Annotated in this window: 18 protein-coding genes; 12 read left to right on the top strand and 6 right to left on the bottom strand. The window is 41.1% G+C overall.

What is annotated here, in order from left to right; translation table 11 throughout:
* Positions 1 to 24: 24 nt before the first annotated feature.
* Together LX92_RS06880 and LX92_RS06875 are read right to left on the bottom strand one after the other, a co-directional pair.
* Complete coding sequence (locus tag LX92_RS06880; protein WP_109649532.1) at positions 25 to 1,449, bottom strand: SDR family oxidoreductase; 1,425 nt, start codon at positions 1,447 to 1,449, stop codon at positions 25 to 27.
* The gene (locus LX92_RS06875; RefSeq protein ID WP_109649531.1) at positions 1,446 to 1,871 is read right to left on the bottom strand and encodes a hypothetical protein; all 426 of its coding nucleotides are present in this window, start codon (positions 1,869 to 1,871) and stop codon (positions 1,446 to 1,448) included. Before LX92_RS06875 ends, LX92_RS06880 begins: the two co-directional genes overlap by 4 nt.
* A gap of 115 nt (positions 1,872 to 1,986) precedes the next feature.
* On the opposite strand from LX92_RS06875, the gene argS reads away from it, so the two are divergent.
* Positions 1,987 to 3,774, top strand: coding sequence for an arginine--tRNA ligase (gene argS, locus LX92_RS06870; protein WP_109649530.1), 1,788 nt, complete (start codon positions 1,987 to 1,989; stop codon positions 3,772 to 3,774).
* Positions 3,775 to 4,596 (top strand): zinc-dependent peptidase, encoded by an 822-nt coding sequence (locus LX92_RS06865; protein ID WP_109649529.1) that lies wholly within the window; start codon positions 3,775 to 3,777, stop codon positions 4,594 to 4,596.
* Positions 4,597 to 4,631: 35 nt separating this feature from the next.
* Here the strand turns inward: LX92_RS06865 and LX92_RS06860 are convergent, their stop codons facing one another.
* The 3 genes from LX92_RS06860 to LX92_RS06850 all read right to left on the bottom strand — a co-directional run bounded on the left by LX92_RS06860 (position 4,632) and on the right by LX92_RS06850 (position 8,763).
* Positions 4,632 to 7,202, bottom strand: coding sequence for a TonB-dependent receptor (locus tag LX92_RS06860; protein ID WP_109649528.1), 2,571 nt, complete (start codon positions 7,200 to 7,202; stop codon positions 4,632 to 4,634).
* Positions 7,183 to 8,094, bottom strand: coding sequence for a FecR family protein (locus tag LX92_RS06855; RefSeq protein ID WP_109649527.1), 912 nt, complete (start codon positions 8,092 to 8,094; stop codon positions 7,183 to 7,185). The genes LX92_RS06860 and LX92_RS06855 overlap by 20 nt, the downstream gene beginning before the upstream one ends.
* Positions 8,095 to 8,250: 156 nt before the next feature.
* Positions 8,251 to 8,763, bottom strand: a complete 513-nt coding sequence (locus LX92_RS06850; RefSeq protein ID WP_109649673.1) for an RNA polymerase sigma factor — start codon at positions 8,761 to 8,763, stop codon at positions 8,251 to 8,253.
* Positions 8,764 to 8,869: 106 nt separating this feature from the next.
* Between LX92_RS06850 and LX92_RS06845 the strand changes: the two genes are divergently transcribed.
* The 8 genes from LX92_RS06845 (at position 8,870) to LX92_RS06810 (ending at position 22,783) form a co-directional block, all read left to right on the top strand.
* Positions 8,870 to 10,633 (top strand): hypothetical protein, encoded by a 1,764-nt coding sequence (locus LX92_RS06845; RefSeq protein ID WP_223308270.1) that lies wholly within the window; start codon positions 8,870 to 8,872, stop codon positions 10,631 to 10,633.
* Between the two features lie 332 nt (positions 10,634 to 10,965).
* The gene (gene ffh / locus LX92_RS06840; RefSeq protein ID WP_109649526.1) at positions 10,966 to 12,306 is read left to right on the top strand and encodes a signal recognition particle protein; all 1,341 of its coding nucleotides are present in this window, start codon (positions 10,966 to 10,968) and stop codon (positions 12,304 to 12,306) included.
* 163 nt (positions 12,307 to 12,469) lie between these two features.
* Entirely contained in the window at positions 12,470 to 13,354 is an 885-nt protein-coding gene (locus LX92_RS06835; protein WP_109649525.1) for a bifunctional 5,10-methylenetetrahydrofolate dehydrogenase/5,10-methenyltetrahydrofolate cyclohydrolase, read from the top strand.
* Positions 13,355 to 13,468: 114 nt separating this feature from the next.
* A complete protein-coding gene (locus LX92_RS06830) occupies positions 13,469 to 15,514 on the top strand; it encodes a M13 family metallopeptidase (protein WP_109649524.1) in 2,046 nt (681 codons plus the stop codon).
* A 257-nt stretch (positions 15,515 to 15,771) separates the two neighbouring features.
* On the top strand, positions 15,772 to 16,314 hold the full coding sequence (locus tag LX92_RS06825) for an RNA polymerase sigma-70 factor (RefSeq protein ID WP_109649523.1): 543 nt from the start codon (positions 15,772 to 15,774) through the stop codon (positions 16,312 to 16,314).
* Between the two features lie 183 nt (positions 16,315 to 16,497).
* The gene (locus LX92_RS06820) at positions 16,498 to 17,655 is read left to right on the top strand and encodes a FecR family protein (protein ID WP_109649522.1); all 1,158 of its coding nucleotides are present in this window, start codon (positions 16,498 to 16,500) and stop codon (positions 17,653 to 17,655) included.
* 145 nt (positions 17,656 to 17,800) lie between these two features.
* Complete coding sequence (locus LX92_RS06815) at positions 17,801 to 21,181, top strand: TonB-dependent receptor (RefSeq protein WP_109649521.1); 3,381 nt, start codon at positions 17,801 to 17,803, stop codon at positions 21,179 to 21,181.
* Between the two features lie 21 nt (positions 21,182 to 21,202).
* Positions 21,203 to 22,783, top strand: a complete 1,581-nt coding sequence (locus LX92_RS06810; RefSeq protein WP_109649671.1) for a RagB/SusD family nutrient uptake outer membrane protein — start codon at positions 21,203 to 21,205, stop codon at positions 22,781 to 22,783.
* A gap of 70 nt (positions 22,784 to 22,853) precedes the next feature.
* Here LX92_RS06810 and LX92_RS06805 read toward each other — a convergent pair whose 3' ends face one another.
* Positions 22,854 to 23,042, bottom strand: a complete 189-nt coding sequence (locus LX92_RS06805; RefSeq protein ID WP_109649520.1) for a hypothetical protein — start codon at positions 23,040 to 23,042, stop codon at positions 22,854 to 22,856.
* A gap of 142 nt (positions 23,043 to 23,184) precedes the next feature.
* Here LX92_RS06805 and LX92_RS06800 point away from each other — a divergent pair, with 142 nt between their 5' ends.
* Together LX92_RS06800 and LX92_RS06795 are read left to right on the top strand one after the other, a co-directional pair.
* On the top strand, positions 23,185 to 24,915 hold the full coding sequence (locus LX92_RS06800) for an alpha/beta hydrolase-fold protein (RefSeq protein WP_109649519.1): 1,731 nt from the start codon (positions 23,185 to 23,187) through the stop codon (positions 24,913 to 24,915).
* A gap of 3 nt (positions 24,916 to 24,918) precedes the next feature.
* Positions 24,919 to 25,542 carry a DUF2306 domain-containing protein gene (locus LX92_RS06795; protein WP_109649518.1) on the top strand — a complete coding sequence of 208 codons (624 nt, stop codon included), beginning with the start codon at positions 24,919 to 24,921 and terminating at the stop codon, positions 25,540 to 25,542.
* Positions 25,543 to 25,722: the final 180 nt, after the last annotated feature.

Below are 25,722 nucleotides of genomic sequence, written 5' to 3'. Positions count from 1 at the left end.
AATATTTCGATAGTATTGGATATTTTATGTTTTGGTGATATTTCGAATCATTCCGCCAAAGATAAAGTAATGAAAGGGTATAATACTATACCAATACAAACGGCCCTTTAATCCTCGAGGTCTAAAGGTGGCCGTTTGGTGTAGTATATCGTTTTCATCGATTTTAAATTCGAGCCAAGCCTCGCCGGGTAATTTCATTTCGGCAAAAAGCAATAACCGTTTGGCCTCCTTATCGGCTAGAAGAACCCTCCAAAAATCCAAGGCATCACCAGGAAAAATCTTATCAGGATGGGTTCGCCCCCTTCTTAGTCCGACCCCACCATTCAACTTGTCAAGAAATCCCCTGATCTTCCACAGCCAATTGCCGTAGTACCATCCGTTTTCGCCCCCTATTTTCCATATGTTGTCCAAAACGGCCTCTACATCGGTGACCTTCCTTTTTTGTTCGTCTTTTAGGATACCATACTTAGGTACCTGTATGTATTTTTCCAGATTTTTTTGAAAGCGTCCGCTCACCATACTGTCCTTCCAGCTGCTGATGACCAGATTCTGTTCTATCTTTTTAAAGGCCATCGCAATCGCTTCTTTATAGCTATGGGTTTTGATTCCCAAAATATCCTGCAATCTTTGGTCCTTGGCAATGACTTCCATCTTCATGCTATCAACAAGGTTAATGGCCAATTTGTAAGAGGTCGATGTAACAAAATACAACCAATAAGAGGATAATTTCGGGGTCATAATGGGTACGGTAACAATCCAGTTTTTAAAACCGCGGGACTTTGCATACTGATGCAACATCTCTTTGTAGGTGAATACATCGGGTCCGCCAATATCGAAGGAATCGTTATAGGTCTTCTTATTGCCGATAACCCCGGTTAAAAAACGTATAACATCCCTAATGGCAATGGGTTGGGTTTTGGTCAATACCCATTTTGGGGTGATCATAAAAGGTAATTTCTCGCATAGGTCCCGTATGATCTCAAAGGATGAACTGCCCGATCCCACAATAATGCCGGCTCTAAGAACGGTTAGGTTGAAATGACCCCGATAAAGGATGTCCTCGACGTTTTTCCGTGAACTCAAATGCTTCGACAGCTTCTCTTCATTGACAATCCCGCTCAAATAAATAACCTGTTTTACATTGGTCCCGACCATATATTGGTTAAAGGTTAGGGCTGATTGGGCTTCCTTTTCGTCAAAATCCGATGTGGATGAACTCATGGAATGAATAAGATAATAGGCGATATCTATATCTTTGGGAAGAATGTCGGGTGAAAATTCACTTAAGAAATCCAATTCGATGACTTGTACTTGGGATTTGGTCCAGTCATCGATAGACAAACGATTTTTATCCCTGACCGCACAGATGACCTCATGATCCAACGCCAGTAGTTGGGGCAGTAATCGCATTCCTATATATCCATTGGCACCAGTGAGCAGTATTTTCATAAGTCCTCTATTGAAGTGGGTTTGTTATCGGTTTTGTAATCCAGAATCTTTTTAAAGAACTTTTGAATGGCCTTGGTATCCGAACGTACTTTTATAAAGTAATTGTCCCTATAAATGGTGTAAATAGCTACATCCCCCTTATAGATGGCCAATTTGTAAAAGGGAATAACCAAGGCATAGGACTCCAGTAAAGACCGGAACCGTACAATGATTCCTTTGGGTCGTAGTTCGATGTTGCAACAGTTGATGTTATTGTCCAGGATGAGTAAATTCCTGATTTGCGTACTGGCGCCCGTAATGAACAATTTTGGGGATCCAATACCATCCAAGGCCCAACGTTCTTTTAAGGTAAAGGGCTTTCCGACTTCCGCATCGACCTTTCTCGTAATCTCAATACGATTGTAGGAAACATTCAATAACATATTGTCTCTTTTTTATTAGCTGTACTAAAGTTAGCCAAATCCAGATGATTTAGGGAATGGCTATATCATTAAAGCCTAAAAAATGTTTAGTTTTGCAGCTTAAAATCAATAAGTAATGAATATCCAAGAAGTCCTGTCAGCTAAGGTCAAAGAAGCCATTTTCACAATCTTTAACGTGGAACTGCCTACTGTTGAATTTCAGCCAACCCGAAAAGATTTTGAAGGGGATGTCACCGTTGTCGTATTTCCCATGCTTCGTTTTGTTAAGGGGAATCCCGAACTCATCGGGAAGCAAGTGGGGGAATTTCTGCAGGAAAATGTTGAAGAGGTATCTGGTTTTAATGTAGTCAAGGGTTTTTTGAACATCGTGATCAGCGATACCTATTATCTTGGGTTTTTCAATAAAATAAAAGGGGAACGTGATTTTGGGTATGAGCCCGAAACCGGTAACGAGGCGGTAATGGTGGAATATTCTTCCCCCAATACCAATAAACCATTGCATTTGGGCCATATCAGGAACAATTTATTAGGATATTCGGTTGCTGAAATCCTGAAGGCCTCTGGAAAAAAGGTGTACAAGACCCAAATCATCAATGACAGGGGTATTCATATCTGTAAAAGTATGTTGGCCTGGCAACGATTTGGTAATGGGGAAACACCGGCAAGTTCAGGATTAAAGGGGGATAAGCTGGTCGGTAATTACTACGTGGCATTCGATAAAGCCTACAAAGCTGAGGTTGCCGAAATGATTGCTGGGGGTGTTGAAAAGGAAGTTGCTGAAAAAGAAGCTCCGCTTTTAAAAGAGGCCCAGGAAATGCTTCGAAAGTGGGAGGCCGGGGATGATGAGGTGGTTACCCTATGGAAAAGGATGAACGGTTGGGTGTACAAAGGTTTTGAGGAAACCTATAAAAATCTTGGGGTCGATTTTGACCAATTGTATTTTGAAAGTGATACCTATCTCTTAGGGAAGGATGTGGTTGCCGACGGATTGGAAAAAGGGGTTTTCTATAAAAAAGAGGATGGTAGCGTCTGGATCGATCTTACCGAGGAAGGGTTGGATGAAAAAATAGTATTGCGTTCCGATGGAACAGCGGTTTACATGACCCAGGATATCGGTACCGCCATTCAACGGGTCAAGGATTATCCTGATGTTACGGGAATGGTCTATACGGTCGGGAATGAGCAGGATTATCATTTTAAAGTATTGTTCCTGATCCTGAAAAAATTAGGTTTTTCATGGGCTGAGCGATTGCATCACCTTAGTTATGGAATGGTCGATTTGCCCAGTGGTAAAATGAAGAGTAGGGAAGGTACGGTAGTCGATGCCGATGATCTTATGGATGATATGTCCCAGACAGCCGCAACGATATCTGAGGAATTGGGTAAGTTGGAGGAATATACCGATGCCGAAAAACAGGAATTATACCAAATGATCGGCTTGGGGGCCTTGAAATATTATATTTTAAAGGTAGACCCCAAGAAACGTATTTTGTTCAATCCTGAGGAGTCTGTCGATTTCCAGGGAAATACGGGTCCGTTTATCCAATACACATATGCAAGGATACAGTCGATCTTACGAAAGGCCAATGAAATCGATAATGTTTGGTCTAGTACCGTGGATATTTCCATTCCATTGCATTTAAAAGAAAAGGAACTTTTGAAGCAAATACAATTGTTTCCAGAGACCATTCAATTGGCGGCTGAGAACTATAGTCCAGCCTTGATTGCCAATTATACGTATGATTTGGTGAAGGAATTCAATTCGTTCTATCAACAGGTTTCGATATTGGGGGAATCCGATGACCAGAAAAAAATACTTAGGGTACAGTTGTCCAAAAAAGTAGGGGAGGTCATTCAATCCGCATTTTTGTTATTGGGGATACAGGTTCCTGAACGCATGTAAATGGCAGGGATCATTGATTTGATGATTTCAGTAGACGATATCTTTCCACTGGTGTGCTTGGCTTTGTTGTTGGGCTACTTTTTGTACATCGTTTATTATACATTGGATCTGTTTTTCCTAAATCCATTTCAGAGAATCCCAGCCTTAACACCGCAGGAAGAATTATTGATTGCCTCGCACTTGCCTTTTTTCAATCACCTATCGGTATCCAAAAAGGAAAGATTCAAAAAAAGGGTCGTACGATTTAGGCAACGCAAAAGAATGGATTTTCATGAGGATGTCCAAGAAAGGGAAAAAATCACCTTATTGTTAAGTGCTACCGCTGTGATGCTGACTTTGGGCATGGCCGATTTTCTCATTCTATCCATAAAAAGAATCATCGTTTACCCCACGCAATATTATTCCCGAATAACAAAGCAAGACCATTATGGGGAGTATAATCCGGGATTAAAGACGATTGTTTTTTCCGCGGATCACTTATTGGAAGGATTTCGTATTCCAAACGATAATAGGAATTTGGCCGTACATGAGTTTTCCCATGCAATCAGTTTTAATGTTGCCAACAAACTATACATTCGGTCTTATGTCTTTCTTATCGGAATGAAAAAAATCAAATGGTTGTTCAAAAATCCTGAATTCAATCGAAGAATGGGACAATCTGATTATTTTAGGGCATATGGCAAAACAAATGTCCATGAATTTTTCGCGGTAGCGGTGGAGAATTTTGTGGAAACACCCGCTGCATTCGAAGCCCAATTCCCAAAATTATATCGTATCATTAAACGGATGCTTAATTTCGGGTTTTACCGGATGCCCCATTAGCATTGGGTTTTTAAATCATTGCCATGGGCGTGTTTTTAAAACTTAACCCTAAAACTGATATTGGGGGTTAGTCCTAAAGAAACACTTTCCACCGTTTCAATTTCATCATTGTCATTAATGCGATAATACCGATTGAGAATGTTTCTTCTGTTGGTGAAATTCAAGACAGAGGCACCAGCGGTTGCTTTTATCCTAGGGGATAAGCTAAAATCATAAATAGCCGAGGCATCGGCCCTTAGGTATTGGGCCAAACGACTACTGTTCGGTTCTTCGAAGTTGATCCTACTGGGAACAAAAGTCGCGTCGATCGGATTGTTGGCGTCTGGTTTCGTATAGGGTTTCCCCGTTCTGTAATTTAACCCAATCCCGAATTTGAAACGGTTGTAGGTGTAGTTGCCCGCAAAGGTAACGGTGTGTCGAATATCCGAATTGTTCGGGAAGGTTTTTGGGACTATCTCCTGGAACGTATAATCATTCACGTTAAAACCGTAACTCAGCCATGCGCTATAATCCTTAGTTTTTTTGTTGATTAGGAATTCCAAACCTTTGACCGTGTAATTGCCGATTTCCCCATTGAACTCCCCTTCACTCTGAAACCCTTGGGTACGGGCACTAATACCATCTACTTGCTTGTAAAATCCTTCAATCCCTATATAAAGGCTATGGTGGTCGTAATTCAAACCAAAAGAACCTTGTTTGCTTTTGGTAATGGGTAGGGGTAATAAGGGGTTGCCGGGATCCGCGATATACCAACGACGTTTTTCAATCCCCAAAAAATTCTGTTCCAGATCAACCACCTGATGGGTGGTTTGGTTTTTAAATTCGCCTTGCAGTTCCATTTTCAGGTGGTCAATAAACTCATAATTGACATTCAGTCTCGGTTCAATTCGAAACTCACTGAAGGTATTTAGGTTTTCAATATAACTAAAGCGGGGTCCTCCGCGTGCGTAGAGCCTTCCATTGGGCGATTTGTACTCCAGTTCTGAGAAAAGGGCATGCGTTCTCATAACACCTTTGATTTTGTTGCTGTATGGCGGTTGGGTCACATCGGAAAAGTTCAATACACCCGTTTCCGTTATTTGGTAGCCATTAAGCCAATTTAGGGCATCCCTTAGTTTGTAGGTGGTTTTGAGTTTCAAGGCGGTCTCGATTACTTCGTTTTCTTGGGATAGTAATTGGGGTGAATTTACCGTTGTATTCTCCGAATCCAAATTGTAACGTGTGTAATAGGCATTTATTTTTGTGGAGAAAACATCGTTCCATTCACTTTCCAAGCTCCCTCCAAAAGAAATATTGGTTTGGTTTAAACGGCTTTGGGTCTCACTTGACGTGGTTAGGTTCTGTTCGTTATAATACAGGTGGTTGTTGATGTTTATAAAGCTTACCCTGATTTTATGATGGGGGTTCAGGTCGTATAAAAGTTTGGCGGTGAAATCGTAGAAGTAAAAATCCTCGTTTCTTTTGATTTCGTCATTTTGGCCTGATCCACTTTTAATTTGACTGTCTTGGAAGGCCCGGTCAAAAAAACTCGTGTAGGTCGGCGTATCAAAAAAGTCGGTCAATGATCGCCTGGCCGAAAACTGGAATGCGGTGTTTGGGGATAAGGGGATTTCACCATACACATCGCCATTGATCAGATTAAAACCGGCCCCTCCATAAAAATCATCGGTAATGTCATTTTTGGTCTCTATATCCAAGACCCCACTTACGCCATCTCCATATTGGGCACTAGTGCCATTTTTAATTACCGTAACCTTGTCGGTAAGGTATGGGTTGAATGCGGAAATAAGTCCGAAAAAGTGGCCCGACTGGTACATTTTTATTCCATCCCAAAGAATGAGGTTTTGGTCATTCGTGCCCCCTCGGATATTGATGTTCGACACGGTTTCGTCAATACTTTTTATTCCCGGTAGGGCTTGTATGGTCTGTAATACATCAGGTTCTATCAGTCCGGGAAGAATCCCAAAATCCGCTGTGGTCAACCGAATGCTGGCATCGATTTCCTTGCTTAGGCCCGTGGTCAAAAATTGGTATACGATAACCTCATCGAGCTCCTCGTAGTTTAGGTCCAGCAATAGGGTCTTGCACGGATTGTGCCTTGCTAATTCCCGGGCAGGGATAAACTTGGGTTTAAAACCCATATGTTTTATCTGTAAAATGGAATTCCGGGGTATGTTTTCCAAGAAAAATTGCCCTTGGCTATTGGTGATGATGGCAATGTCAGTACCTAGGACCTCAACAGAGGTGCCCGTGACGGTATTCTCTTTGTAATTGTCCATGACCGTTGCGCAAACATCGACCGTAGTACTTCTTGAAAGGGCATAATACCGTTCATTGAGTTTTTGGATTTTTAAGTGGGTCTGTTCCTGAATATTGTCAAGAATGCTTTGGAGGTCTTTGGAAGAATTGATTGCTACCGATAAATTCTGGATATCCCCATCGATATAAGAGAATTTAATATCGAATTTTTTTTCGAGATCTTGTAATAAGACGGTAAGGTTTGTGGTATCGGCAATCTTGTCCTGGGCCATTATCTTCGGGAAGGAAAAAAACAATAGCAGACATGTGAAAAATGTAAAAAGTGGTTTATGGTGCGCTTTCAGCATAGAATAACACTTTTTTCCCATCTAATTTAAACTGTAGTTGGGAAGGTACACTTATACTTTGTAACGCCAAATCTGTATTTGTGTTGCTAAAAGTGCCGGTGAATAGTTTGCCCAAATCAATATTCTGGGTTTCCACCTGTATATCGTGCTGTCTTTGAAATTCGGCCAAGACATATTTTAGGGGAATACTTTTAAAAGTGCTCTCCTTGTTCAGCCAGGAAGGGGTTGATGATTTGGGGGTTTCCGAAGCAACTATGTTGCCATCGACAACCATAAAAGAGGTCCCAGCCGGTAATTTGGTTTCCTTACCATTATAAGTTACACCCACCAATCCTTCGAAACAGGTTACCTCGAAAAAACCTTTGCGGTTTTCAACATTGAATTGGGTGCCCAAAACGGCTACTGTCCCGTGGTCCGTGGCAACCGTGAATCGTTTGCCCTTGGCCACTTTGAAAAATGCTTCCCCCTTTAAGGTTACATTTCGTTTTTTGTCCCATTTTTTTGGGTTGAATGAAATTTCGGAATCGGCATTCAAAATGATTTTGGAGGAATCGGGTAGTATGACCTCCTCATTTTGGGCATATTGGGTAGAGAAACTTTCGTCCAGGGTGTTTAAATAGAAATAAGAGCCGATCATGATGATCATTACCGCGGCGGCAACCTGCAAGAACCTTCTGAACGGTTTCAATTGAACCACTTTGGATTCATGCAAGGTTCTCTTGTTCTTAACAGCCTCTAGGGCGTTCTCCATATCGAAATCCGGACCATTCAAAGAGTCCGAAGCCTTAATAATACGCTGGTAGGAGGTGTACTCGTCAGATTCTTTGAATGCTGCGAGCTCCTCCTCTGTCAGTTCGTTATTGAGCCATTTCGCCAAGTAATTCTCTTGCATGATTTCTTCCTTTACTTTAGTATAACAATCAAGGGTATAAAAACCCTACTTTGTGTGGGGACCATAAACCGTCGATTGGTAATCGAAATTCCCACATCACCTATTTCTTAAGGGTGTATTTCAATTTTTGCCATTTAGCGTTAACACCTAATCCCCTTAAATCCCATCGATTTGTTCCCTTAAGGATTTTAATGCCAAATGCATCCGTTTTTCGATGGCCTTTAAACTGACCCCCTCCATTTCGGCTATTTCCGCATACTTTTTTCCGTCAATCCTATTCAATAAAAAGGTGGTTCGTTGATTTTCAGGCAAACCATTCAATGCGGCGTCCAACTTTTTCCTGAACTCATTTTCCTCCATGACATATTCAGGGGTCTCATGATCTGTCGTATTCACCCGATCTGCATACTTTAAACGTACCTTTTCTGCCTTTAGGACATTGAGGTAAAGGTTGTTCGCAATCGTATACACATAGGCTCTTGCCTTAGTGGGGGAAACCTTGGAACAGTTCTCCCAGAGTCGTGCAAAAGCCTCCTGTACAGCGTCATAGGCTTTTTCCTCGTTACCGAATTTATAATATATGTAATTAAAAACCGTTTTGGAATTAGCCCTGAAGAGGTTACTGTAAACCTCCTCCTCACATACGTTATCCTTGATTTCTTTTTTCAAAACATGGGTTTGTATCAAAGATATTTGAAAAAAATGAATAAATGGGGTAGGGTATTTTTTAAGTGGGTTGTTTCAAAGAGGTACGAACAAAAAATACCAAATCGTTATGAAAAAGTTTTTTAGTTACGCATTATACCTGGGCCTACTGGTAGTGGCGTTGAGTCTTACTTCGTGTCAGGAGGAATTCGAGCCCCTACCTGAAGAAGGTGCCCAAACAGAATCGATTGCGGCAAGTTCCTCAACTGCCAAATTAATTGAGGATACCTGTTCCAATGATGGGTCTTTTGATAATATAGTGGATGAGTCCAGTTGTTTCAATATCAATTTTCCCTATACGGTAAAAATAGATGGCGTTGAGTTGGTTGTTAACGGGAAACAAGATCTTGAGGTTATTGAAGAGGTCTTTGATGCCTTGGATGATGATGAGGATGTACTTGATATCATTTTCCCAGTGACCATTACCATGGCAGACTATGCCGAAATCACCATAAACGGTATCGATGACCTACGGGAAATGGCACAGCAGTGTAAGGAAGGTGGTGAGGATGATGATATTGAATGTATTGATTTTGTTTACCCGATAACCCTTTACACTTTTGATCTTAGCAATGAGGCAACAGGGAATATCTCTGTAGAGGATGATAGGGAGCTTCGTCGTTTTTTCGCAGGATTGGATAAGGATAATTTGATAGGGATTGATTTTCCCATTACCCTAAAACTCTATGATGGGACGGATATTAAGGTGAACTCCAATGCAGAGTTGGCCAATGCCATTGAAAATGCCAAGGAATTATGTGATGAGGATGATGACAATGACCATAATGATGATGATTTTACCCAAGAAGGTTTAGAGGATTATTTAATCGAATGTCCTTTATTGGTCAAAGAGGTAAAGCGGAACGATCAATCGCAAACCGAACAATACTTTGACTATGTAATGGACTTTAAAGACGATGGTTCTGTAACGGTTAAGGACAGGGAAGGGAACGACATGACAGGTGCTTGGAGCACTAGGGAAACCGAATTTGGATTGCTTCTTAAATTGGATTTTGATACGCTGGTCGATTTTAATATGGAATGGTTCTTATATGATCAGGGAGAAGGAATGGTTAAGCTACATGTAAGTGATGGAAATAGGATAGTCCTGAAAAGTGGATGCGATATAATAAACGAAGACCCGAATACACTGGGTGGAGCACTAAGGGAGTGTAGCTGGATCATTAAGAAGGTTTATAATGATGGACAGGAAATCAAGCGACTGTTGGGGTTTGAATTCAATTTTGAGGCTGAAGGGGTTGTGACGCTTAGTAATAACGATGTTGTTTCTGAAGGAACATGGGAAATCACTACCAATGCACAAGGTCGTTTGGTAATGGCCGTGACCATGGGTGATGAAGAAGCTGTAAGTTTTGAATGGCCGTTATCCCATCTAGGAAATGACAGGTTGAAGTTTGAGATAGCGGAAACCGATTATGAACTGATTCTCGAAAGAAACTGTGATAACGATGATAATGATGAAGATGTAACTTGGATCAGGGGATTGTTCAATGATTCTCAGTGGGAAATCGCATTGTACTCCCAAAATGAAGATCCACTTACTGAAGCTTTTGATGGATTTACCTATGAATTCAATGTGGATGGAACTATATCGGTCCTTGATCAAGATTTGGTTGCGATCAGTGTAGGTAACTGGTATGTGTACCGAAACAGTGATGGTAAATTGGAAATGATCGTTCGTTTTGGCTCTGAAAGTAATTTCTATCCCCTAGGGAATGATTATCTCATCGTTGAGGTGGAGGAAAACAGATTGGAGCTAAAGCATGGGAATGATGATGGGGACTATGATCATTTGGTTTTCGAGAAAAAATAATTTTAAAAAAACCCCGATGTCTTTGTGCATCGGGGTTTCTATCCAAGAAGTGTCACGAACAAAGTTCGGCTTCAGAAATCGAAGGTCATGATTATTATTGTGGGGATAGTGGTTCCGATTAATTGACCTTTGAAAAAATATACTATTTTTTGCCCCACAATTTTGTGAAAAGCATCCATTTTAAATGGGTGCTTTTTTATGTTTAATATTCACGGGGTGGGATGGCCAACGTTTTATAAATTACTGAACAATCGACTATTGTTATTAACACTCCCTTGCCTAGGGGCGCTATATTTCTTTACTTTGCAATCCTCCGCTAATAAGGAAAGCATATGTTTGATAATTTAAGCGAAAAGTTAGATAAGGCCCTCCACGTTCTTAAGGGACATGGGCAGATTACAGAAATAAACGTGGCAGAGACCACCAAGGAAGTCCGTCGGGCTTTATTGGATGCGGATGTCAACTTTAAGATAGCCAAGGAATTCACCAATAGGGTAAAGGAGAAAGCCTTGGGGCAAGATGTGTTGACCACCTTACAGCCGGGCCAGTTAATGGTCAAGATCGTAAAGGATGAGCTTACCCAGCTAATGGGAGGTGAAACGGAAGGTATTAATCTTTCGGGGACACCATCGATAATTTTAATGTCAGGACTTCAAGGTTCGGGTAAAACTACCTTCTCCGGTAAGTTGGCAAATTACCTTAATACCAAAAAAGGCAAAAAACCATTGTTGGTGGCCTGTGATGTATATCGTCCCGCAGCGATTGATCAGTTGCATGTGGTGGGTGACCAAATTGGAATCGAGGTATATTCGGATCGTGAAAATAACGATCCTGTGGCCATTGCCCAAGCAGGTGTAGCCCATGCGAAAGCAAATGGTCATAACGTGGTTATTATTGATACCGCAGGTCGTTTGGCTGTTGATGAGAAGATGATGACCGAGATATCGAACATCCGTGATGCCATAAAACCGCAAGAAACGTTGTTCGTGGTGGATGCCATGACAGGTCAGGATGCCGTGAATACCGCAAAGGCATTTAATGATGTCTTGAATTTCGATGGGGTGATCCTTACCAAATTGGATGGTGATACCCGAGGTGGTGCGGCGATATCCATTAAATCGGTGGTTGATAAACCCATTAAGTTTATTGGTACCGGAGAGAAGATGGAGGCAATCGATGTATTCCATCCTTCGAGAATGGCCGATCGTATTTTGGGCATGGGGGATGTGATTTCCCTAGTGGAAAGGGCGCAGGAACAGTTTGATGAAGAGGAAGCCCGGAAAATACAGAAGAAAATCGCCAAGAATAAATTCGGTTTTGATGACTTCCTCAACCAGATCCAACAGATCAAAAAAATGGGGAACATCAAAGACCTTATGGGTATGATTCCCGGAGCGGGAAAGGCCTTGAAGGGATTGGATATCGATGATGATGCCTTTAAACATATTGAAGCTATCATCCATTCGATGACCCCGGACGAACGTTCTACCCCTTCAAAATTGAATGCGAGTAGAAAGAAACGTATCGCCAAGGGGAGTGGTAGAACCATTCAGGAAGTCAACCAACTTTTAAAGCAGTTCGATCAGATGAGCAAAATGATGAAAATGATGCAAGGTGGTGGCGGCAAAAAAATGATGCAGATGATGGGCGGTATGAAAGGGATGAAGCCTTAACAGTGAAGAATGAAGAGTGAACAGTGAGCGGTGAAAGTTTATAAAGAGTGAGTTTTAAAAAAAAGAAAGCCATGAAATTGGCAAACTAATAGGGTATATGATTAACAATACTGGCAAGTTTGCAGTATAAATACAGCAAACTGCCTCTGCCAACTTAAATACTATGGAAATTCTAGACGGAAAGAAGATTTCAAATCAAATCAAGGATGAAATTGCGGCCGAGGTCGCCAAAATGAAGGAGAATGGGGAGAAAGTTCCACATTTGGCAGCTATAATCGTTGGTAATGATGGGGCAAGCCTAACCTATGTAGGTAGTAAAGTACGGTCGTGCAAACGGGTCGGTTTTGAGTCAACCTTGGTTCAAATGCCAAGTACGACCTCGGAAGTCGAGTTGTTGAAAAAGATAAAGGAGCTGAATGAGAACTCGGATATCGATGGTTTTATAGTACAATTACCATTACCCGACCAAATTGATACCCAAAAGGTGATCATGGCCATCGACCCGGATAAGGACGTAGATGGTTTCCATCCTACCAACTTTGGTAAAATGGCATTGGATATGAGCACCTTTATTCCGGCCACACCATTCGGTATTTTGGAATTGCTCGAACGTTATGGCGTTGAGACCCAAGGAAAGCATACCGTGGTAATCGGTAGAAGCCATATCGTTGGGCGTCCCATGAGTATTTTAATGGGACGTAAAGGGTTTCCAGGGAACTCCACGGTAACCCTTACCCATAGTAGGACTAAGAATATAACCCAGATTACTTCCCAGGCTGATATTATTATCTCGGCCTTGGGAGTGCCCAAATTCCTTAAGGCCGAAATGGTAAAGGATGATGTGGTCATTATCGATGTGGGGATTACACGTGTACCCGATGACACCAAGGAAAAGGGGTATTACATTACAGGGGATGTCGATTTTGAGCATGTGAGTAAAAAGGCTTCCTACATAACACCGGTACCTGGTGGGGTGGGTCCCATGACCATAGCCATGCTGATGAAAAACACCTTATTGGCCCGTGAAAGGCATAGAAGTAGAAAGTAAAAAACTGGGCCTCATTTATTTGAGGCTTTTTTTTTGCTTTTTTTTTGTAGTTATATCTGTAACAAATTATTACTTTAAACCACTTATTGTAAAACTAAATCAAATAAGAACAATATGAGAAAAATGGGTTTGCTTAAATTTTCATCTGCCTTGGCCATAATTTTTGCTGTAGGATGTAAAGGTGAAGCAGAAAAAATGACGGATAAGAAAGAACTTGTCTCCGGTGTTTATAAAGAGTTTATGGATACCTCGGTAAATCCCGGTGATAATTTTACCGCCTATGTAAATGGCACTTGGGTTAAGAATACCGAAATTCCAGCGGATAAGGCATCCTATGGAATCGGTTATATCCTTCACGAAGAGTCTGAGGATAATGTCAAGAAAATTATCGAGGAATCGGCATCAGGTGATTTCGAACAGGGCTCTGATGAGCAGAAAGTTGGTGGACTGTACCAGTCATACATGGATGTGGAGACCCGAAATAAATTAGGGGTTACCCCCCTCGCCGATGAGTTTTCCAGAATAGAGGGTATTAAAGATTACGATGATTTGGCCACCTATTTTGCCTATGCCAATAAGTACGGAATTAACGTACCTATGGCCCTTCTTGTGTACCAAGACTTTAAAGATCCCACCATATATACGGTTTATACATGGCAATCCGGTTTGGGTTTGCCTGATCGGGATTATTATTTAAAGGACGATGAACGATCCAAAGAACTAAAGGCCAAATATGTTGCGCATATTGAAAAGATGTTCGGATTGGCCAATTTACCAAACGGTGAGGCAGCCGCAAAAAAAGTGATGGCCTTGGAAACTAAAATTGCTTCCGAGCACATGGAAAAGGAGAAGACCCGGGATTTAGTCTCACTTTATAACATGTTCCCAGTTGATACCCTGTCGAATATCATGCCCAATTTTAATTGGTCTAATTACCTAGAGGAAGCTGGACTTGGGAATCAGGATAAATTAGGGGTTTTGATGTTGGACTATACCAAGGCACTGGACGGAATTATCCAGAATACAGATTTGGATACTTGGAAAACCTATTTGAAGTGGAGTGTTTTGGATGCTAGTTCTACGCGATTGACCGAGGCCCTGGATAAACAAAATTGGGAGTTTTTCAGTAAAGAACTTAGGGGAACAAAAGAACAACGTCCGCTTTGGAGAAGGGGTGTTTCTACCGTCAATGCAACTTTAGGTGAAGTAGTCGGTAAGGTCTATGTGAAAAAACATTTTCCACCGGAAGCCAAGGCCCGTATGGAAACATTGGTCGATAATTTGTTGAAGGCGTATGAGGTCAGTATCAAGGATTTGGACTGGATGAGCGAGGAAACAAAAAAAGAGGCTTTGGATAAGTTGAGTAAGTTTACCCCTAAAATCGGGTATCCCGATACATGGAAAACTTACGATTTGGAAATTAAGGCAGATGATCTTTACGGAAACCTAAGACGTTCTACACTTCTGGAATACGAAAGGGAATTGGCAAAATTAGGGCAACCTATTGATAAGTCCGAATGGGGTATGACACCACAAACGGTAAACGCCTATTACAATCCCACAATGAATGAGATTGTTTTTCCGGCAGCGATCCTGCAACCACCGTTCTTTGATATGAATGCGGAGGATGCCGTTAATTACGGGTCTATCGGAGCGGTTATCGGACATGAGATCGGACATGGTTTTGATGATGCTGGAAGTACATTTGATGGGGACGGAGCCATGCGTAATTGGTGGACCGAAAGCGATCGGGAGGAATTTAAGAAACGTACCAGTGCATTGGTAGAGCAGTACAACAGCTTTGAGGTTTTGCCTGATTTGAATGTCAATGGGGAATTTACCCTAGGGGAGAACATTGGTGATCTTGGTGGTTTAAGCATTGCATTGAAAGCCTATAAAATGGCATTGAACGGTGAAGAGTCGCCTGTAATGGATGGCTTTACAGGAGACCAACGCGTTTTTATCGGGTACGCCCAATCGTGGAGGAGTAAATCCAGGGATGAAGCGTTGAGGGTACAAGTGAATACAGATCCTCATTCCCCTGCGGATTATAGGGTTAACGGGGTTGTCAGGAATGTACCTGAATTTTACACCACCTTCAATGTAACGGAAAGCGATTCATTATATCTAGCACCTGAGGAGCGGGTTAAAATCTGGTAAGTTATCGAAACTGAATTTTTGAACCCTAGCCATTATGGCTAGGGTTTTCTTTTTTATATACTATGCCGAAATAATCAAAGGGTATTTCCCTGTTTTTATTGCGATAATAGTTTTTAACAGGGAAAAGATTACAAAGAAATTATTATATTTACATGTATATTTGTTAAGGTATTCTTTTTTTTAGTCTTAAAAATTATTAAATTCATAAAATGCGGATTCACTAAGTCCTATATTAATAATTTGAACCTATTTGTAGATTGCTGTATAAAAATCTCTCATCGGATAGAAATGAATATGAAGAGTGCTTTAATGAACTCTTCACCCCCCTCTGCTTGTTTGCCTATTCCTATGTCAGGGATGGACAGCTTTCCAAGGATATAGTACAGGATGTGTTTATGGTAATTTGGAAAAAGAAGATATTTCTGAAACCGGAGGTTGTCTTAAAATCTTACTTATATACTTCGGTAAAAAACAAATCGTTGGATTATCTGAAATCCAAATATCATAAAACCAATTGTAAATTGGTAAATGGAAATTTGGAAGCTCTAGGGACTAACGATTTTTTCCTAAGGGAAATGGTTGTTTCTGAAGTTAGTGAGATTGTCCGAAGTGCAGTAAAAACACTTCCGCCCAAATGTAAAAAAGTCATTGAACTCAGTTTGGGTGAATTGTCCAATAAGGCTATAGCGGAAGAGCTCTCAATTTCATTGAACACGGTTAAGACTCAAAAGAGATTGGCCTATAAAAAATTGCGTCCCTTGTTAAAGGAGCATTTCATTTTTATATTACCCTTTCTTTAATCGATTTCAGGAATGTTCGGCATCAGTTACCCTTCTTCCTATGGCTTCCGGGGTACCTATCCCATTCTCAGGGGGTGTCCATGAAAATCCCACAACGAATTTAATTATTCCTCTATTTCTTTAACCCCTATAACACTTTTTGTCGTTTTGGGTAGTAGAAGTAGTAATTGATTGAATTTGTTTATGGCCGATTTTAAAAAAATAATGCGATTGTCCAAAAGGATTGCTGATGCGATTCTGAAAGAAAAGAGGATAGAGGAGGATGATTGGGGAGGTCATTTTGATCAAAAGAATCGTGATTATATTTATAATCGCCTGACCGATTCAGAGGCATTGGAGCAAAGAGAAGATCTCAGGAATGAATTTGAAAATTCAAAGGAAAGGGCTTGGGCAGAACTTCGTGAACGTTCCAGGCCAACCCGAAGGATCCACTTGCCAATATTCATAGCTAAAATTGCTGCGATTTTTATCTTTCTATTGGGGCTTGGCTTTTTGTATACCTCTTATATGAAAGACCAAACCAAGGAACTTCCCGTGGATGGTAATGTAATAACCCTGATTATGGATGATGGTACCGTAAAGATCATAAATACCGAAAAAGAAGAAGAATTATTGAATGCTAAAGGGCAAATAGTAGGAGAGCAAGAGAAAGGAACCTTAAACTATATGAGAGCAGCTTTGCCCGAGGAATTGGTTTACAATGAAATAAAGGTGCCCTATGGGAAAACAATCAAACTCTTACTATCCGATGGAACCCATGTACAATTGAATGCTGGTACTTCGATGAGATATCCGATCAAGTTTATCAAGGGAAATGAAAGGCATGTTTTTTTAGAGGGTGAGGCCTTTTTCGTTGTAGCCAAGGACTCATTGCATCCCTTTAGGGTCCAGATGGGTGATTTGGAGGTAAAGGTATTGGGAACCCGATTTAACGTAGCATCATATGCAGGGGAACCTGAAATAAAGACAGTGTTGGTAGAGGGTTCGGTAGCCTTGTATGATGCCGAAAGCCCACAGGAGACGTTGTTGACGCCAGGCCATTTGGCCACTTGGGATAAAGAGGATAAAAAGATATTGATAACTGAGGCCGATGTTGAAAGATGTACGGCATGGACTAAAGGAGGATTGATTTTTCGTGGTATGGCTTTCGGTGATATGATCAAAAAGCTAGAGCGTGCCTATAACGTATCTATAACATGTACAAACCAAGAATTGAATAATGAAATTTTCAGTGCCAACTTTCATGTTGAGATTGAAAGCATTGAACAGGTATTGGATTATATCAAACTACAATATCCTTTTGACTATACAATTGAAAATCAACGGATAAATATAAACTAACGAATAAATATGATGCTAATGAAATAAAAACCTTTTTGGATTTCCATCATTTTAGAAAAGAATCGGGAAATGTGCGACCATTCCCCGAATAAAGCTAAAATGACTCAACGAACTAATGTTAAATCTTAATTAACGCTTTAAAATTATGGAAAAAAAGTATTCTTCCAGGATATCATCGTTATATCCTATTAAAATCAGTTTAAAAGTAATACTCACTACATTATTTTTACTAGGCTCACTTTTTGGGATTCGGGCCAATAATTATGTCGAGATTACCAAGATTTCTTTGAACTTATCGAATGTAAAGGTTAATGAGGTACTGGATGTGATAGAATCAAAGACCGAGTTTAGGTTTTTATACAAAGACCGGGATTTGGATTTAGACAGGAAGGTAACCATAAATGTCAATCAAGAGCGCGTAGTTAATGTTCTCGACAAGCTGTTCGAGAATACAGCTGTCATTTATAAAATCTATAATGATCGACAAATACTTTTGAAAACGGTTTCTGAATCCAAAAGGCCAAAGAGCTCCTTGGGTGCCGAAATCGTTACACCACAGCAACAAACGTTAACGGGTTCTGTTATCGATGAGGAAGGCTTACCGATTCCAGGAGCAAGTATTGTGATTAAGGGAACAAATGTTGGGGTAGCCACTGATTTTGATGGTCATTATAGTATTAATGCCGAACCTGGGGATATATTAGTGGTTTCCTTCATTGGTTTTGCTACTCAGGAAATCGTATTAGGCAATCAGGATACCTTGAATATAACAATGAAGACGGAAACTTCATCTTTGGACGAAGTGGTAGTCGTAGGTTATGGTACCCAAAGAAAATCTGATTTGACAGGGTCTGTGGGGGTTATAGGAAGTGAAAAACTTTTAAAAGCTCCGGTAACCAATTCACTACAAGGACTACAAGGTAAAGTTGCCGGGGTAAATGTATTTTTGAATTCGGGTTCCCCAACAGGGGCACCAAGGATTGTTATTAGGGGGGTAGGTACCATTAATTCATCTTCAGATCCCTTATATGTGGTTGATGGTGTTGTAATGGATGAAATACAATTCTTGAACCCGAATGATATTGAGCGTATGGAAGTGTTGAAAGATGCATCTTCTGCTGCAATATACGGGGCTCGTGGAGCAAATGGTGTTGTACTAATCACTACGAAGAGAGGTGGAGAGTCGGGCCGTACCATTATCGGTTACGATGGTTTTGTTAGTGTAGGGAAGATGCGTAACAAAATGGATATTCTAAATGCGGAGGAATGGTTGGATGTTGTGAGAATCGGAATGGAAAACACGCCTAAGTATAGGCCTGGGACTACACCGGTTTTTACCACCAATGATCCAGATTTGTTCGATGCCCAGGGTAATCCCCTTTATGATACCGATTGGCAGGAAGAGGCCACGAGAACTGCAATTTCAAATAACCATCAATTATCCATTCGAAGTGGTTCGGAAAAATCCTCTGTGGGCGCTTTCTTGAATTATTCAAATGTACAGGGAATCATGTTGAACAATGATTTGGAAAGAATTAGCGGAAAAATCGCCTATGATGTAACTCCCAAAGATTGGTTGTCGTTGGGAATAAACCTTTTAGTGAATGATGTAAAGGACACCGAATTTGAAGAAGGCGGTGGAGGTCAGGTGCCAAGACGTACTATGATTGAGATGCCACCCATCTTTCCTGTCAAATTTCCTGATGGGACCTATAGTAATAGTTTTATGATAGACGACGCCTATAACCTTGAGGCGATGGCAAACCCGGTCCATGTATTGGAAACCCAAGAAAGATTTTGGCATCGAAACCAGTTATTTGGTAATGTTTATGCCGAATTCACCATTTTACCTGATTTAAAATTCAGGACACAATTTGGTTTTGATAAACACATCAGGGAGAAAAAGGAATATTCTCCAAGGGATTTGATAAATATATCCGCACCCAATGGTTATGCCAGAATATACAATCAGAAATCAACGTATTGGCAACAAGAGAATTATTTGACCTATACGAAGGAAATGGATGATCATAGGATAAATGCCATGTTGGGGTTAAGCTGGCAAGAACAAGTGAGTGAGGATTCCAATATTTTTTCCCGTGGTTTTAGCGATGATTTCTTTAAATACAATAATATAGGTGCAGGTAGTGATCCAGACTCCCCATCTTCGGGATATAGCAAATGGTCTTTGAATTCCTACTTTTTAAGGGCAGGTTATACCTTTAAGAATAAATATATGGTAACCCTCACAGGTAGGTTGGATGGTTCATCAAGGTTTGGTGAAAACAATAAATATGGTTTTTTCCCATCTGTGGGTGGTGGTTGGATTCTTTCAGAAGAATCATTCCTTTCCGATGTTGAAGACCTTGATAATTTAAAACTAAGGGCAAGTTATGGTGTCACAGGGAATACTGAAATACCTGCATATAGTTCACTGGCCACAGTTTCTTCAGGTACCATATTGTTGAATGGTACTCGGGTGAGTTCAAGTCAAGTAAACCGATTGGCCAATCCTAATCTCGAATGGGAAAAAACAAGCCAGTTCGATATAGGTTTGGATTTAGCCGCTTTTAATCAAGGACTTCGGTTCGAATTTGACTATTACTATAAGAAAACAACAGATCTTTTATTGGACAGACCTGTTCCTTATAGTACAGGATTTGCCGCAGTAAGGGATAATATTGGGGCTGTGTCCAATAAAGGTATAGAGGCCATGGTTACTGCCAATATCTTTAGAAAACCTGACTTTAACTGGGAGACCTCATTCAATATAAACTTCAACAAGAACAAGATTGAAAGTTTGGGTGAAAATGATGAGGATATAGAGCCAGGTCCGTTTTGGGTTTCAGGAAGCCAAACTATTTTAAGGGTTGGTGAATCGTTGAGTTCGTATTGGGGTTATGAACGTCTAGGGACTTGGGGTACTGATGAAGCGGCAGAGGCTGCTTTGGTCGGCGCTGTGCCAGGTGAGGCAAAACGATCTGCCGAAAAGAAAATCCTTGGTAATGGGCTTCCAGATTTTACGGGAAGTTGGATCAATACCTTCCGTTACAAGAATTTTGATTTTACCGCAGACATACAGTTTGTCGGTGGTGTCGATATTCTTCAACAATTCTATCACTCAACGGAAGACCGTTCAGGAATTGCCAATGGCCTTGCCACGATATTGTATGATGGATGGACAGAGCAAAACCAGAATACCATGGTACAGGAAATCAGAAATCAGTCATATGCAGGTCAAAATAGTCAAATCGATAGTCATTGGGTAGTTGACGGTTCCTATATTCGAGGTAACCTCTTTACCTTGGGATATACATTCAACCAAAATGTTTTGGATGATTTAGGGCTCAATAAGCTCCGGGTTTACGCAAGTCTTGAAAACGCTTTTGTTATCGATTCCAAGGATTTTCAGGGTTATGATCCACAAGCCACTTCATGGGAAGGTAATCAATGGGGACAGAATATTTTCTTCTTCCAGTACCCTAAACCAACTACGTTCACCCTAGGTTGCAGCTTTACATTTTAAACTAACTTAAAGAAAATGATCATGAAAATAAAAATTAGCATTTTAGTTGTAATAACTGTCGCTTTTTTGGGCAGTTCCTGTTCGGACTTTTTAGATGAGGAGCCACGATCTGAGCTGAGTTCCAGTCAATTCTTCAAGGAGGCCGACCAGGCACGTAGTGCCGTAAATTCCCTGTATAGGACAGGTGCTCCAAGTATGACCGATGGAGGGGTTTATAGTGGGGTACCTACGATGTTGGGCGCTTATATGTCCGGATTCTTTTCCAATGAGTATGCAGGGCAAGAGCTTCATGTCAGCAATACACAACAATTGACCCTTAATGGGGATAATATTGGAGGGTATTTACAAGACCGATGGGGCGATTTATATCGAGGGATTTCCCGAGCAAACAATGCTATCAAATATATTCCGGAGACACCGGGGTTGACTGATTCCGAAAGGAACCAGTTAATGGCAGAGGCAAAGTTTTTTAGGGCCTATGCCTACTATTATTTGGTGCGTTTGTTTGGTCCCGTTCCATTAACTACAGAGCCCTATGATTCTTTAGAGGATCTATACCTGGAAAGGAGTTCCGTCGCTGAGGTATATGCGCAGATTGAAGCGGATTTAAGCGATGCCCTGTATAATGGGGAATTGCCCAATGTTGGTATGGTAGACAATGGAAAAAGGATTTCTTCAGGTACGGTAGCGACATTATTGGCAGAAGTTTACCTTACCATGAGTGGTAATCCGTTGAATGTGGACAGATATGGTGATGCCGCAAGTTTGGCCCAAAAAATTGTAAACGGTGACTATGGTAGTTTTAGTTTGGTACAACATGATATGATTGATGGTGAAGTGGATTTGGAAAATTCGGCCTACAATAAGATTCGTAGAAGTGATGCATCTGCCCAAGAGCATATTTATATCAAGGAATATGATCCTGCCATTTCTACTTCAGGCTTTCCTAGATATTCATATCCTACCGGACTTTCCCAAGACGTTTTGTATGATATCGTTAATGGTGCTTATCAACCTTCATCAACCTTTATGGATCTATATGACCCTGTGAATGATCTAAGGGCACAGGAAAAACAATATTTCCATACAGCACTTGAAGGTTCTGATAAAACATTTGAACCTACTCCATATATGTGGCATGATGATGAGGCTATTTTTGAAACAGCCAATTCTGGTAAGGACCAAGCCATGTTAACCTTTGCCGACGTGCTTTTGATCGGGGCAGAGGCAATAGCCCAATCCTCAGGTGTTACCGCGGAAGCCGTTGATTATTTGGCTCAAGTAAGGGCAAGGGCTTATTGGCAGAGCGATATTTCAACCATTGAGACGTCACTTTCAGGTCTTGGTGTAAATGAATTTGTGGAAGAAGTTTGGAAAGAAAGACATAGGGAACTTGTTTTCGAGTTTCAGAATTGGAATGATATTGTTCGTACAAGAAAATTTCCAGTAGCCAACACACCGGGTGAAATAACCTTTGTAGACGCAGTAGGTTTTGTTACCAGTCAAGACAAACAAATTGAACAAAAACATATGTTGTTGCCTTTGCCAGGTCCAGAACTTCAAAGGAATCCAAGTTTAGGAACCGATAATAACGGATATTGAAATCTGTCATTATATTCGATTATGTCCTAGTCTGCGATTGGGATTGACGTTAGTTTGAGTTAGTTTAGTTTTAGTTGTGAAAAGCGCTTTGGGTACCGACCGAAGCGCTTTTTTTTATGGTTTTTGGGGAATGGCCAAGTTGTGCCTGTATGCTATCATTTGGCGTAAGTACATCAAGGTCATTACTGTCATCATAGTCGCAACTGTTCATTGCAATGATGCCTGAAAGGATGAGTCCCACAAGTAAAATCTTTTTCATAAGGAGTAATTTTAGTAGGTATAATTACAAAGTTTGTGTTATTGCATAACGTAAGAATTGGCGAATTGTTACCCGTCTACGGTATGTAGGTTTGATTGATTGACGGTAAATCAGTACCTTTTGTTGAAAATCAACCTGAAACATGAAAAACCCGATTCCTTTATCCTTTCTTCTCCTCTTTTGCGTAATGGGATGTGAAAACGATCCTAAGAACAACTATCAAATTGCCGTTTCCTTTGATGAAGCCTTAAATGACCAAAAATTGGATGGTCGTTTGTTATTGATGCTTTCCAATAACGATGAAAAAGAGCCCCGTTTCCAAATCAATGACGGACTCGATACCCAATTGATTTTTGGAATGAACGTGGAAGGAATGTCAGCAGGGGAGAACATGGTTTTTGACGATGCTGTTTTTGGGTATCCTTATCCGAGTTTGGCTGAGGTGCCCCCTGGGGAGTACAATGTTCAGGCCCTGTTGCATGTGTATGAAACCTTTGATCTTTCGACGGGGCATACCGTTAAATTACCTATGGATAATGGTGAAGGCCAACAATGGAATAAGTCTCCCGGTAATCTGTATAGCAAGCCTTTTAAGATTACGGTGACGGAAAAAGGCATTCAGGATGTACGTGTAGTCATGGATGAGGTTATTCAGCCTATTGAGGAACCCGCTGATACCGAATGGGTCAAGCATATCAAGGTGAAATCGGAAAAACTATCTGAATTTTGGGGCAGGGATGTGTATTTGGGCGCCCATGTGTTGTTGCCCAAAGGTTTTGACGAACATTCAGAGGCCAAATATCCCTTAATGGTTTTCCATGGGCATTTCCCCTCCGATTTTGGTGGATTCAGTACCACACCACCCGATCCCAATATGAAGCCTGAATATTCAGCACGCTTTGATATGGAAGGTTATAATATAGTACAGGCCCAGGAATCCTATGATTTTTATAAACGATGGAACGAACCGGATTTTCCACGCTTTTTGATTGTTGAGATACAGCATCCGACACCCTATTATGATGATTCCTATGCCGTTAATTCGGCAAGTCAGGGTCCTTATGGTGATGCGATTACCTATGAGTTGATTCCGGAGATCGAAAGGCAATTCCGTGGAATGGGGGAAGGTTGGTCCCGTTTTTTATATGGAGGCTCTACGGGAGGTTGGGAAGCCTTGGCGGTACAGGTCAAATATCCGGACGAATATAATGGTTGTTTTGCGGCATGTCCCGACCCAATCGATTTTAGGGCCTATTGCCTAACCAATATCTATGAGGATGAAAACGCATACTATTACGACAGTGAGCACAAACAATTGGAAGTGCCATCACATCGCAACTACCTCGGACAAATTCAATCAACCTTGCGCCAAGGAAATCACTTGGAATTGGTCTTGGGGGATAAATCCAGATCGGGACAACAGTGGGATATATGGGAAGCTACCTATTCACCCCAAGGGGAAGACGGCTATCCGGTTCGCCTGTGGGATAAAATGTCTGGGACCATTGATCATAAGGTAGCGGAATATTGGAAAGAGAATTATGACCTGCGGCATATTTTGGAACGGGATTGGGATAAATTGGGCGAGCACCTCAAGGGGAAGATCCATATTTATTGTGGTGACATGGATAATTATTACCTCAATAATGCAGTGTATCTGATGGAGGATTTTTTGGAAAGTACTACGGAACCTTATTATGGGGGTGAAGTGGCCTATGGGGACAAGGCCGAACATTGCTGGAATGGTGACCCTGAACAGCCCAACGCCATAAGTCGCATGCGGTATAACACCATGTATGTCCCGAAAATAATGAAACGCATCGCTGAAAGCGCTCCCAAAGGTGCTGATTTGACTAGTTGGCGTTATAAATAGAAGATGAAAAATAAAACAAATATAGTCGCATGGGGAGTTTTCGTGGTTTTGGCCGTGAGTATTGGGTTGTATCCCATACTCTATTTTGTGGAAGGTAGGGAGTTTGGACTTTTGCCTTCCAAAGGTGATCGATTATTGAACAATGTTTTTTGGAATATCGGATTCTATGGGCATATAGTTTTCGGAGGGGTGGCACTGCTTATCGGATGGATGCAGTTTAGTGAAAAGATTAGGACAACCTATATAAGGTTGCACAGGAGTGTTGGAAAGCTCTATGTTATCTCCGTTTTGGTCAGTGGGGTATGTGGTGGTTACATTGCACTCCATGCAACGGGAGGCTGGATAAGTACCTTGGGTTTTATGGGGTTGGCAATTATTTGGTTGCTTACGACCTTAAATGCATATCGTGCCGTTCGAAATAAGGATATGGACCTGCACAAAGGGCTTATGATCTATAGTTATGCAGCGACCTTTGCTGCTGTTACCCTTCGCATTTGGTTGCCTCTTTTACATATTATTTTTGATGATTTTGTAGTAGCCTATCGGTTGGTGGCCTGGTTGTGTTGGGTGCCCAATATGGTATTCGCTTATTTTTGGATAAGAAGGCGCGGCTTGATTATCGGTTGAATGGCTTGATCAATTGGTTGTTTTGCGAATTGTTGGTCGTGTTTTTGACCTGCAATTTGACGACATTTCCTTACCTTGTATGCTCTTATTTTAAACATCAATACCATGTTAGGAATCAAAAAAATGCTAATGGCACCCTTTTTTATTTTGGTGGGTATCCTCTGTAGTAACGCGCAATCG

The organism is Maribacter polysiphoniae, assembly GCF_003148665.1.
GTDB classification, from domain to species: Bacteria; Bacteroidota; Bacteroidia; order Flavobacteriales; family Flavobacteriaceae; genus Maribacter_A; species Maribacter_A polysiphoniae.
Note: the sequence above shows the minus strand (reverse complement) of the source record. Positions and strands in the feature narration are given on the sequence as shown.